At 61.8% G+C, this 12,164-nt stretch carries 11 protein-coding genes; 6 read left to right on the forward strand and 5 right to left on the reverse strand.

The window, feature by feature from the left end; translation table 11 throughout:
• Positions 1-26 precede the first annotated feature (26 nt).
• Complete coding sequence (gene rarD / locus DMX11_RS02365) at positions 27-914, forward strand: EamA family transporter RarD (RefSeq protein WP_110743027.1); 888 nt, start codon at positions 27-29, stop codon at positions 912-914.
• On the opposite strand, the gene DMX11_RS02370 is transcribed toward rarD, so the two are convergent.
• Entirely contained in the window at positions 877-2,448 is a 1,572-nt protein-coding gene (locus DMX11_RS02370) for a TerC family protein (protein WP_110743028.1), read from the reverse strand. The genes rarD and DMX11_RS02370 overlap by 38 nt on opposite strands.
• Before the next feature lie 414 nt (positions 2,449-2,862).
• On the opposite strand from DMX11_RS02370, the gene DMX11_RS02375 reads away from it, so the two are divergent.
• Positions 2,863-3,444, forward strand: coding sequence for a LysE family translocator (locus DMX11_RS02375; RefSeq protein WP_110743029.1), 582 nt, complete (start codon positions 2,863-2,865; stop codon positions 3,442-3,444).
• Here DMX11_RS02375 and DMX11_RS02380 read toward each other — a convergent pair.
• The 3 genes from DMX11_RS02380 to DMX11_RS02390 form a co-directional block, all read right to left on the reverse strand.
• Positions 3,409-4,257, reverse strand: a complete 849-nt coding sequence (locus DMX11_RS02380; RefSeq protein ID WP_110743030.1) for an AraC family transcriptional regulator — start codon at positions 4,255-4,257, stop codon at positions 3,409-3,411. The genes DMX11_RS02375 and DMX11_RS02380 overlap by 36 nt on opposite strands.
• A 44-nt stretch (positions 4,258-4,301) precedes the next feature.
• Complete coding sequence (locus DMX11_RS02385; protein WP_110743031.1) at positions 4,302-5,420, reverse strand: glycosyltransferase 61 family protein; 1,119 nt, start codon at positions 5,418-5,420, stop codon at positions 4,302-4,304.
• A 73-nt stretch (positions 5,421-5,493) separates the two neighbouring features.
• Positions 5,494-6,648 carry a hypothetical protein gene (locus DMX11_RS02390; RefSeq protein WP_110743032.1) on the reverse strand — a complete coding sequence of 385 codons (1,155 nt, stop codon included), beginning with the start codon at positions 6,646-6,648 and terminating at the stop codon, positions 5,494-5,496.
• Positions 6,649-7,100: 452 nt separating this feature from the next.
• On the opposite strand from DMX11_RS02390, the gene DMX11_RS02400 reads away from it, so the two are divergent.
• The 3 genes from DMX11_RS02400 to DMX11_RS02410 all read left to right on the forward strand — a co-directional run bounded on the left by DMX11_RS02400 (position 7,101) and on the right by DMX11_RS02410 (position 10,543).
• Positions 7,101-8,720 carry an NADP-dependent glyceraldehyde-3-phosphate dehydrogenase gene (locus tag DMX11_RS02400; protein ID WP_110743034.1) on the forward strand — a complete coding sequence of 540 codons (1,620 nt, stop codon included), beginning with the start codon at positions 7,101-7,103 and terminating at the stop codon, positions 8,718-8,720.
• Between the two features lie 110 nt (positions 8,721-8,830).
• Positions 8,831-9,298, forward strand: coding sequence for a VOC family protein (locus DMX11_RS02405; RefSeq protein WP_110743035.1), 468 nt, complete (start codon positions 8,831-8,833; stop codon positions 9,296-9,298).
• A 63-nt stretch (positions 9,299-9,361) separates the two neighbouring features.
• A complete protein-coding gene (locus DMX11_RS02410) occupies positions 9,362-10,543 on the forward strand; it encodes a hypothetical protein (RefSeq protein WP_110743036.1) in 1,182 nt (393 codons plus the stop codon).
• Between the two features lie 53 nt (positions 10,544-10,596).
• On the opposite strand, the gene DMX11_RS02415 is transcribed toward DMX11_RS02410, so the two are convergent.
• Positions 10,597-11,484, reverse strand: coding sequence for a MerR family transcriptional regulator (locus DMX11_RS02415; RefSeq protein ID WP_110743037.1), 888 nt, complete (start codon positions 11,482-11,484; stop codon positions 10,597-10,599).
• Positions 11,485-11,639: 155 nt separating this feature from the next.
• Here DMX11_RS02415 and DMX11_RS02420 point away from each other — a divergent pair, with 155 nt between their 5' ends.
• Positions 11,640-12,086, forward strand: a complete 447-nt coding sequence (locus DMX11_RS02420) for a PAS domain-containing protein (protein WP_110743038.1) — start codon at positions 11,640-11,642, stop codon at positions 12,084-12,086.
• The last annotated feature ends 78 nt before the right edge of the window (positions 12,087-12,164 follow it).

A 12,164-nucleotide genomic window follows, 5' to 3' on the forward strand; every position in this document is an offset into this window, starting at 1 on the left:
GCTCAACTCCCGTATTCGAGGCACTCGTGTCAAAAGGCATTGTTTCATCGGTCATGGCGTCCTGTCTGTTCGCTGTGATGTACTTCTATACCTCCCTGCTCGAGCCACTCGATGGCGAAGAAATCTTCGGCTGGCGCACCCTCTTGACGCTGCCCTGCCTTACCCTGTTCATGCTCGTCTCGAAAGATTGGAAACGCGTCGCCGAGCTACTGGGGCGGGTTAGGCGCACGCCGGTGTTGTTGCTGGGGATGGTCGGCACTTCATGGCTGATGGGCGTGCAGCTGTGGCTGTTTCTCTGGGCGCCCCTGCACGGGCGCAGCCTGGAAGTGTCGATGGGCTATTTCCTGCTGCCGCTGGCCATGGTCCTGACCGGGCGACTGGTGTATGGGGAGCGCCTGTCGCGCCTGCAAAAGGTGGCCGTGGGCTGCGCTGCACTGGGCGTGGGGCACGAGCTGTACCAGAACGGCAGCTTTGCCTGGGAAACCTTGTTGGTGACGATCGGCTACCCGATCTACTTCGTGCTGCGGCGGCGTTGCCGCACCGACCACCTGGGTGGCCTGTGGTGCGACATGTGCCTGCTGCTGCCGTGGGCGCTGTACTTCGTCACCCAGGGCCCGCTTTCCGGTGCCGACCTGCAGGCACACCCTGGGCTCTATGCGCTGATCCCGATCCTTGGCGCGATCAGCGCCTCGGCCCTGATCGCCTACGTGCTGGCCAGCCGCATGCTGCCATTCAGCCTGTTCGGCCTGCTCAGCTACGTCGAGCCCGTGCTGCTGGTGGGCGTGGCGTTGCTGCTGGGCGAAACCATCGGCCCGGACCAGTGGCTGACCTATCTGCCGATCTGGGCCGCAGTGCTGGTGCTGGTCCTCGAGGGCTTCAGGCACCTGCTGCGTCAGCGTCGCCGGTCGGTATAAGGCGCACCTGGCGCACCCGTCGCTCTTCAATCGCCTCCACGGTCAGCGTCCAGCCATTCCAGGCCAGCTGGTCGCCGACCATCGGCAGGCGATCGAGAAGGCTCATCACCAGCCCCGCAAGGGTCTGGTAGTCCTCGGTAGCACGGGCACAGAAGCCAGTACGTGCCTGCACCTGGCTCAGGTTCAACGCGCCACTGACCACAAAGCCAGCGCCCTCCTGAACAATGCCTGGGCCTTCCACTTCGCTGGCATCCGGCAGTTCACCGGCAATCGACTCGAGGATGTCGGTCATGGTCAGCAGGCCGGTGAAGTCACCAAATTCGTTGACCACAAAGGCGATGTGGGTCGACTGGCCGCGCATCTGCTCCAGCGCGTTGAGAATGCTGAAGCTCTCCAGCAGGTTCAGCGGCACCCGAGCCATGTCCTCCAGGTCGGGCTGACTGCCCGACAGCAATTCCTTGAGCAGCTCCTTCTTGTGCACGAAGCCCAACGGTTCATCGACCCGGCCATCGCGAATCAGCGGCAGGCGCGAATACGGCGAATTGGCCAAGGCCTGGGTGATGGCCTCTGCCGGCTGTGCGAGGTCGATCAGGTCAACCTCGGCACGTGCGGTCATCACCGTTCGAATTGGCCGCTCGGCCAGGTTCAGCACGCCACTGATCATTACCCGTTCACGGCGGTCGAACAGCACCTGCTCCCCGCCACCTTCGACCAGGTCGGCGATTTCCTCGCCGACCTCGTCAGCCTCGACCCGACGGCCCCCCAGCAGGCGCAGCACGGCATGTGCAGTGCGTTCACGCAACGGCTTGTGCTGTTGCAGGCTGCGCTTGCGACGGGCGCGCGCCAGCTGGTTGAACAGCTCGATGAGGATCGAGAAGCCGATGGCCGCGTACAGGTAACCTTTCGGGATATGGAAGCCCAGGCCTTCCGCCGTCAGGCTGAAACCGATCATCATCAGGAACCCCAGGCACAGCATGATCACTGTGGGGTGGGCGTTGACGAAGCGGGTCAGCGGCTTGCTGGCAACGATCATGATACCGATCGAGAAGATCACCGCGATCATCATCACGGACAGCTCATCGACCATGCCCACCGCCGTGATCACGGCATCCAGCGAGAACACGGCATCCAGTACCACGATTTGGGCAACGATCGGCCAGAACGCGGCATGGCGCAGGGTACCACTGGCCTGGGTCACGTGACCTTCCAGCCGTTCGTGCAATTCCATGGTGGCCTTGAACAACAGGAACACGCCGCCGAACAGCATGATCAGGTCACGGCCTGAGAAACTCTTGCCCAATACCTCGAACAACGGCGCGGTCAGGGTGACCATCCAGGAAATACTGGCCAACAGGCCCAGGCGCATGATCAGCGCCAGGCTCAAGCCAATCACCCGCGCGCGGTCGCGCTGGTGTGGCGGCAACTTGTCGGCGAGGATGGCGATGAACACCAGGTTGTCGATACCCAGCACCAGCTCGAGGACGATAAGCGTCAGCAGGCCCAGCCAGGCCGTGGGGTCGGCTAGCCATTCCATTAGCGGCTACTCACGAGGGAAACGTCACGGGGACGGGGGAAGGATGGCCAGAAAAGCCGAAGACTGGGGGGCTCCGCGAAGGTGCTCATATAGACCTTGATAACAGATTGGGACAGTGATGCTACAAGGACAGCAGGTTGCTGTTGTAGCGCAAAACTATTACAAAACCTGTACCCCTCCATCGCCACCCCTCATTCATCGTCGCAGCGTTGCTGCCCGTTACGATTCAGAAGGTCAATCGTGACACTTCTTCCGTGCCTGCCTGTGTCACGCCATGGGGCCCTGCCGGCTCATTGAAACAATGACTGAGACAAACTGGCACTGACGTCGGGCGGGAGCAGGTACTTTTGTTCAATACATCAAAACGCAAGGCGCGCGAGGATAACGGCTCCCCACATCACCCGGATCTTCCTCATGAGCCTATCCCTGTCCATGGCCGCCTTCGCCCTTGCGGCCTCTATCTCCCCCGGCCCGGTCAACATCGTCGCCCTTGGCAGCGGTGCCCGCCATGGCCTGCGCGCCAGCATGGCGCATGTGGCCGGTGCCACGCTGGGTTTCTGCCTGCTGCTGGTGCTGGTTGGGCTGGGCCTGCATCAATTGCTGCTGCGCTGGCCTTTGCTGGGCCTGATGTTGCACTGGGGCGGGGTGGCGTTTCTGCTGTATATGGCGTGGAAGCTGGCCAGTGACGACGGTAACCTGAACAACGCACAGCCCGGCCGACCCTCTTCAGCCTGGCACGGCGCAGCGATGCAGTGGCTCAACCCCAAAGCCTGGTTGGCAGCCGTTGCCGGGGTGGGCGCCTACACCGGCGGTGAACAGCACTTGCTGTGGCTGTTTACCTGGATCTATGGCCCAATCTGTTTCATCTCGGTGGCCTCCTGGGCCTGGGCCGGCAGCGTGATTCGCCAGTACCTGCACAACCCACATCACCTGCGCATGCTCAATCGGAGCCTGGCCGTGTTACTGGTCGCCAGCGCGGTTTACCTGGTGCTTTAAGGCATGCACGGCTTCTGCAGGAGCGCCCAAGCTAGCAACGGCATTTCTGTAATGCCCGGGTGTCGCCGCAAGGTGCTGTTTGAATGCCCGCTGCAGGTGTGCCTGATCAGCGAACCCCGCCTCCTGCGCAACCTCAGCAATCGCCCGGCCCTGGCGCAACTGCGCTCGGGCCAACTGCACGCGCTGGTCCAACAGGTAGCCATGCGGCGTCAGGCCGAAGCGTTGGCGAAAAGCACGAATCAGGTAGGAACGGGACAGGCCGCAAGCCCCGCAGATGTCCTCGAGGCTGAGTGGGTCACTGCGATGGGCGCGTATAAAAGCTGCCGCCGCATCCAGCCGTGGGTTGCCCGCATCATGCACGGGGGCAAGATCGTCCAGTAACGCTGGCAACGCCTTGAACAGGGCCGCGAAACGGGCCTCGCGATCATGCAGGCAGGGATCGAGCAGGTCGGCAAAGGCCTGCAACAAGCGCTGGTACAACAACGCCGAGGTGCTGTAGGTCTGCCTCGGCAGGGCGAACGCCTGCGCCTGCAACCACGGCAGGTCAACAAACAGCATCAGGTAGGACCACGGCTCCCCGGCAACAGGGTTGCAGGTATGTACGACGCCTGGATTCATCAGCACAGTGGTCCCCGCCGCCACTTCGACGCGCTGGTCACCATTCAGGTAGGTGCTGCGCCCACCCGTGATCACCCCGATTGAAAAGGACTCATGAGAGTGCGCGGCGTAGCAGACCTGCCGCCCGTCCCCTACCCTTCGGGCTTCGACAAACGGCAACTCAGGGTCGCGCCAGAACCGTGATATTTCGATCATCCCATGCCCCGCCCGCCGCAGCCATGAGCGTGGATACTACACACTTAACGCGGAAACAGGTCCAAGGTGCGCTCTACTTCCCCGATATCCACCCTGAAGCCATCCCCTTCCGGTACACCCACCACGAAGCCGAAATGCTGGTTGTCCCGATCCGTCAGGTACTTGTAGTAGCTGACGAAGCGGTTCGGCGGCTGCAAGGTCAGCAGGCAGCCGCCGGGCTGTAGCACATTCACGCCATGCACCAACTGGCTACCCTCCACCCCGACGACCACCTTGGCCCCGGCGCAGGCCGCAACAATACTCGGCACATCGGATTTCAACGGGTTGACGATGCGAAAACCACGGGTGACCCGCAAGTGCTCGGCAAGCTCGAGCTCGTTGCGCAGCAGCCGCAGGTCACCATCACCACCGCGCAGCAGGAACACCCCGGGGTGTGGCGCATGCGGCACATGCGACAACAGCTTGTCACCCATGGCCCGGTAGCGGGCATGCCGGCTGCGGTTGTTGCTCTGGTCATCGAACAGCACCAGCTCGCGAAAGAACGCACTGCGCAGGCGCAGCGGCTTCATGTCCAGCCAGTCCTCATAGGCCGGCGCCTGGGTAAACAGCGGGTACCTGGCCGAGGGTGCGGTGGTCACGGGTATGCCTTCGTTACAGGCCAGTGCATAAGTCGGGCAATCCTCCATCAGCCAGGTGCCGAACCACGAATTGCCATTTTGCGTGCAGTAGATCGCCGCGCGGTCGATCTCGTGATCGACCGCAATGCTCGGAAAGGTACTCGGCTTCAGCGATAGCCAGTGACTGGCCTTGCCCTTGTACAGCGCCCCATCGACCAGCCACACATCCTTGATCAGGTAGCCGCGGGTCGGCCCTTGCAGCGTGCTGATGCCGCCTTCCATGGTGCGCGCAGGGTGCACATAGGGGTAGAAGCGCTTGCCCTCCCAGCCTGTCACCCGCTCCAGCTGGCCAGGCAAATAGATGGCCGGCGGCGACAGGGTGGTCTCGCCCGGGGCAATGTCCCAGCTTTTGCTGGCGATGCTCTTGAGATCGATGGCCGTGTTCTTGCCCAGCCGCTTGCGCGCCATGTAGCGGTAGGCGGCCAAGGTCCAGGTGTGCCGCCTGGCGGCGGACGATGCACTGAACTGCGAAATGTCGCCTCCCATGAAGCGCTCCCCCTTGATGACGAGGTGTGAAGCCTGGCGCCTGGCACCAGATCAAGGCCTCCCTGGCAACGATTCAACTGCAGGTGACCCGCTGCATCGTGGGCGGTGACTGCAGGCTGGCGTAACGACTGCGCAGGTTCTCGACGAACGGCTCACCTGCACCGTTACCTCCGTAGAGGTAGATCTTGTGCAGGCCGCCGAAGACCATTTCGTGGTAACGGCTGGCCACTTCCTCGTCGCTCGGCCCCTCGGGCAAGCCCAGGTGCAACGTGAGCTTGTCGCCTTCCACCGCGAACATCGGCGTGTCCCAGAGAAACTTCGCCGTGCCGGTTTTGGGCAGGCGAACAAACAGATAGGCATGGTTACCCAGCGAGTCGATATCGCCGCCGCGGCGGCGCTTCCATTTCAGCAGGCCATCGTCCGGGCGTGCGAGGCACAGGCCGATATCGTAATAGTCAAAACCCTGCTGCAGCGCCCATTCGAGGGCCATGTAGGTGGTAATCGAATTCACCTCGCGCAGCTTTTTGGCATCGCTGAACACCGCTTCGCAGTAGCCGAAACGCAATGTGCTCCAATAACGCTTGCCAGCACGCACGACTTCGCAGCCGAGGTGGCAACCGATCACCTCGCCATCGACGGTAATCAGGTCGAGCCGACCAACCTGCCTGGCGATGCGGAACACTTCTTCCGTGGGAAACTGTGCGGCATGGATGCCCTGCCTGGCGCTGGCGTAAGGGCGCAGCAGGGCGCGGTCCGCCATGGCGATCTCTTCGTCCGAAAGGGCCTGGCGCATCTGGTACAACGGGCGGTTCTTGCGAATGCTGCGCCGCAGTTCGCTGTCGTAACGCGCGGTGATGTCTTCCAGCGAACGCCCCAGTGGTACCACCGCACTCAGGTAATGGGGCACTGACAACGCGCCGGTCGTGGGCATTTCGCTGATCAGCACCCTGTGATCGGCTGGCGCCGTGGAGCTTGCGCTGTCAACGATCGACGCACTCCCCTGACCCTTGCCGCCAATCAGCAGCTTGGCCATTTCGCGTTGCTGTTTCCTGCCGATGTAGACAATTTCGTAGGGGCTTTCCTGTTGCAGCCGGAACCTCGCCACTTCCCAGCGCCAAAAACAGGCACGCGCCATCACTTCACGCCCTTTGCTGGCCAGTTGCCTGATTTCGTATCGCATAGAGGGCGAGATGAATTTTCGCGCCGCTGCAGTCAAGGTCGCTTTCATTTATTCCTCAACGTCCTTTTAAAGCCCTAAGGTCTACCGGAAAAAGAGAAAAACTCAGCAAGCGCACTTAACGCTTTGATAATGATCAACTAACCCAACACATTCATCTCACATCCAGTAACAATTTAAGATGCCCGCAAACCCTTTGGCAAGCACACTTCACGGCCATTTTGAATACGTTTAATGGCGTCAAATTCCCTTCAACAATGTGTGCCTGGATAAGTTATTGCTATAAACATGCCGCCCCCACAGCACCCTATTACAATTTCGCTATTTGCCCATTCATTTTGATTGCCCTTTTGCATAACGCACAGGCATGCATGGTGAACTCCCCGGAGGCACGGGGCGCGATCCTGAGCCAGACTGGTGTTTTTTCCGCAGGCGGTGCATGCTCCAGGCTGAAGCGATTCACCTGGACGTAAACCCGCCCTGTAATGTGAGGTGCAGTACCCATGGACCGTCTGCTCGATTCACTTTTCCCAAGCGCCGGGGACATCCCGGAAATCTGGCGCCTGGGGGCCCCGCTGGAACAACGCGACTACCTGGTAAACGGAGAGCTCAGGCGCTGGGACGGCCCCTTGGCCACGGTACGCAGCCCGGTCTGGCTCAAGGGCGGCAGCGAAGAACACCAGGTGGTACTGGGCAGTGCCCCGCTGCTCGATGCCGACACTGCGCTGACCGCGCTGGATGCCGCCGTGCAAGCCTACGACAAGGGCCGCGGCGCCTGGCCGAACATGCGCGTGGCAGAGCGTATCCAGCACGTTGAAACCTTTCTCGCCCGCATGCGTGAACAGCGCCAGGCTGTAGTCAAGCTGCTGATGTGGGAGATTGGCAAGAACCTGAAGGACTCGGAAAAGGAATTCGACCGCACCTGCGACTACATCGTCGACACCATAAACGCGCTCAAGGACCTCGACCGCCGCTCCAGCCGTTTCGAACTGGAGCAGGGTACGCTTGGCCAGATTCGCCGCGCGCCATTAGGCGTGGCACTGTGCATGGGGCCGTACAACTACCCGCTCAACGAAACCTTCACCACCTTGATTCCGGCGCTGATCATGGGCAACACCGTGGTGTTCAAGCCGGCCAAGTTCGGCGTGTTGCTGATCCGCCCGTTGCTGGAAGCATTCCGCGACAGCTTCCCCCCGGGGGTGATCAACGTCATCTACGGCCGTGGCCGCGAAACCGTGAGCGCACTGATGGCCAGCGGCAAGGTGGATGTATTTGCCTTCATTGGCACGCACAAGGCGGCCAGTGACCTGAAAAAACTGCACCCGCGCCCGCATCGCCTGCGCGCTGCGCTGGGCCTGGATGCGAAGAACCCAGGCATCGTGCTGCCTCAGGTCGACCTCGACAACGCCGTGGAGGAAGCCGTTACCGGGGCGCTGTCGTTCAATGGGCAGCGCTGCACGGCACTGAAGATCCTGTTCGTCCACGAAGACGTGGTCGAGGCGTTCCTCGACAAATTCCAGCGCAAGCTCGCCGCGCTCAAACCGGGCATGCCGTGGGAACCTGGCGTGGCGCTGACACCGCTGCCCGAGCCCGGCAAGGTCGACTACCTCGACGGCCTGGTCACCGATGCAACGGCCAAAGGTGCTCGCGTACTGAACGAGGGTGGCGGGAGCAGCCGCGGCTCGTTCTTCTACCCGGCGTTGCTGTACCCGGTGAATCACAACATGCGCGTGTACCATGAAGAGCAGTTCGGCCCCCTGGTGCCGGTGGTGCCCTATCGCGATCTGCAGACGGTGATCGATTATGTGCTGGACTCCGACTACGGCCAGCAACTGAGCCTGTTCGGCAACGACCCGGCAACCATTGGCAGCCTGGTCGACATCTTTGCCAACCAGGTCGGGCGCATCAACATCAATGCCCAATGCCAGCGTGGCCCGGACACTTACCCGTTCAACGGCCGCAAGAACAGCGCCGAAGGCACCCTTTCGGTACATGACGCACTGCGCGTGTTCTCGATCCGCACCCTGGTCGCCACACGCTTCCAGGAAGCCAACAAGCAGCTGATCAGCGAGATCATCCGTAATCGTGAGTCAACCTTCCTGACGACCGACTACATCTTCTGAACGCCGCGCTTATAGAGAATCGATCTAGTACCGCTGTCGATTTTCCCTCTGCGCAAACGACTCTAAGCAACAGGGCGCCGGCCGGCGCCCTCTGCACAGGAGCGTCGAACATGGCAGCCAAACCCATCCCCGAAGGCCAGCATAGCCTCACCCCATACCTGGCCATCAATGATGCCGCCAAGGCCATCGAGTTCTACAAGCAGGCCTTTGGCGCGCAAGAGGTGTTCCGCCTTGACGGCCCCGGCGGGCGGGTGGGCCACGCCGAGCTGAAAATAGGCGATTCATCGCTGATGCTGGGCGACCCCTGCGACATGGAGGGGGGCCTCACCGCCAGCCAGAAGCTCAGTGGCGCAGGCGTGGGCCTGCACCTGTATGTCGAAGATTGCGACAAGGTCTACGCCCAGGCACTGGCCGCTGGCGGTACCCAGTTGCACCCCCTTACCGACCAGTTCTATGGCGACCGTAGCGGCACCCTGAAGGACCCGTTCGGCAATATCTGGTTCGTTTCCACCCACAAGGAGGACCTGACGCACGAGGAAATCCGCGCCCGTGCCGCGAAGATGTTTGGCGGCAACTGAGCGGCAAGTTGAAAGCGGCGCCACTTTGCTTGAAGCTTGGGGCTCGTAGCTTGGAGCTGCTTCATGCGAATCATCGACAAAACCGCCGCCCAGGTGCGCAGCCTGACCCCCGCCGAAGAGGAGCTGCTGGTCGGTTTCGCCACCGGCAGCCTGCTCGGCCCGCGCCTGCTGCAGGCCAACCAACTGCTGATGAAGGTGCGCAACGCCAACCAGTGGCTGGCCTGCGACTGCCGCAGCGACGCCTTGCCGGTGCTTAACGTTACCCTGAACGGCAACACTGGCACGCTGTTTCTCAAGAACAACCCGGGCACCGCCGAGCACGCCCTTGGCTGCCCATTCACCAAGGACGAGCGGGAAGCCGCCGAGCGCGAAAACGACCCCACGCCACCTGCTGCCTGGCTGCCGCCCGACACGCCGCTGCGCCTGATCAGCGACTTTCGTTCCGACAGCACCACTGCTGGCGGCGATGGCAGTGAACGACGCGAGCAGCAGCGGCTGCTGTCGCTGCTGCTGACCTGGATCGAAACCAGCGGCCTGAACCTGTATGCCACGCACCTGAAGAAGGACCTGACCGGGCAGTTCGCCGAACTGCGCAGTGTCGCCAGCCGCTACCCATTGCTGGAGCGGGTGCCCGCCAGCAACTACCTGGAAACCCGCCTGGACATGAAGCACATGATGATGCTCAAGGCCCGCCTGCGCGAAGCCAAGGTGTTCGGCAACCACCGCCGTCACGGCCTGCTGCTGGACTGCGTCGACCAGATCAAGGGGCGCAAGCTGTTCAACAACCGCAGCGGCGACGGTTTCGATTTCCAGGGGCACCACCTGTACTGGGGCGGCAACCGCACCACTGGGCCACTGCTGGCGCTGATGCTGTACTCACCGACCAGTGCGGGCAGCCATTTTTATGAGCTGATCCATGTGGCCAGCGTGCCGGTACTGTCACGCGCCCACCTGTTCCCGGTGTACCGCGATGAAGAACGCGAACCACTCAAGGCCTTGGTGTCATTGGTCGACTGGATGGCAAGCAAGGGCGTGAAAGTGCAGATGCGCCGGCCGGTCATTGGGGGCCAGGTGGCGGATGAGCTGGTCATGACCTCGGATCAGGACCGGGTACTGTCGGTATCACTGCTGGAGCAACCGATCGGCCCCGAGCCGGATACCGAGAACTTCAAGCGCTACGCCGATTTCAAAAGCCTGGAAACCTTTCGCAAGTTCGTCGCCGGTTTTTTCATGCGCGAACGTTGAACACCTGCTGCAAAAAACCGTGGTGCTGCCCCTGCTTTTCAACCCCGGCGAGCTCAAAGCTCCAGCCCACCGGCAAGCAAGGCACTCAGCACCGCGGCGATGTCAGCACCCTGTTCGTCCAGCACGCGCAAGGGGATGCCCTGCAATTCGGCTTGGGAGCCTGCCAGCCCCTCGCCTAGCAACGCCAGCGGGCAAGCGATCTCCATCTGCAAGGCCCGCAGTTGCCGGGCCAGGGCCGCGCTTACCGGGCCCTCTACGGCAACCACCAGCGCCGCAGGCTGCATAGCCGCACACACCAGCGCCAGCTCTGCCAGTGGTTGCGCGCAGCCGAGCACGTCGATGCGCTGTTGCTCGCTGCTCAACAACAGGCCGGTACACAGCAGTTGCAACTCGGCGTGCCCCTCGGTGCCTGCCAGCAACACCCGCGGCGCATCGGCCTGGTTCATGTGCAGGCGCAACAACAGGCGCGCGCGCAAAAAGGTGTCGAAGAACAGCCATTGGCTGCGTTGCCCAAAAGCACGGCCTGAAGCCAGTTCAAGCCAGGCCGGCATCAGCACTTCACGCAGCACGGTGGCCTTGGGCAGCAGCGTGAACAACTGGCCGTGCAGCACGTCCAGTGCTTGACCATCGAACGCCTTGGTTGCACGCAGTACGGCAGCGCGCCAGTCAGCGAAGGCCAAGCCCGACTGCACCGGCGCCTTGCGCTGGCCGGCAAGCCGCTCACCCACCTTGCTGATCGGCAGCCCATTGGCGGTCCAGTGCAGGATGTCGCGTATCCGCTGCACATCCTCGGCCGTATACAGCCGGTGCCCACCGTCGGTGCGTTGCGGGCGGATCAACCCATGGCGCCGCTCCCAGGCACGCAGCGTGACCGGGTTGATGCCCGTGAGGGTCACAACATCGCGCATGGGCATCAGTTCGGGTGAGGAAAATTCAGTCATCAAGCGGGCCGTCCGGGAGGTGGCCCATTGTAAACCCATACCTACCCTTCTGCGCAGCGCCGACCTGGGTCATCATGCAACTAATCGCGCCCGAAGCCTTGCACATGGGGCTACGCTGCGCTTACCTGACACTACATTTTCGTAGGTGGGCCTGCATGATCAACGCAAAACTCCTCCAACTCATGGTCGAGCACTCCAACGACGGCATTGTCGTTGCCGAGCAGGAAGGCCAGGACAGTATCCTCATCTATGCCAACCCGGCCTTCGAGCGCCTGACCGGCTACAACGCCGAAGACATCCTCTACCAGGACTGCCGCTTCCTGCAGGGCGAGGACCACGATCAGGCGGGTGTCAGGCAGATCCGCGAGGCAATCCGTAAGGGTGAGCCTTGCCGCGAGGTGCTGCGCAACTACCGCAAGGACGGCAGCCTGTTCTGGAACGAGTTGTCCATCACCCCGGTGTATAACGAAGCGGACCAGCTCACCTATTACATCGGCATTCAACACGATGTTTCCAGGCAGATCACTGCCGAAGCACGCATTCTCGAGCTGGAAGCGGAGGTCGCTGAACTGCGTCGTCAGTTGCAGGAAAAAAACCGTTAAACAAAATCTGTACAAGAACATTGATCTTGTACAGCTTTATCCCTAGGCTTCAGCTATATCTGTACAACAACCCACTGT

It is taken from the genome of Pseudomonas sp. LB-090624, from assembly GCF_003205205.1.
Classification (GTDB): domain Bacteria; phylum Pseudomonadota; class Gammaproteobacteria; order Pseudomonadales; family Pseudomonadaceae; genus Aquipseudomonas.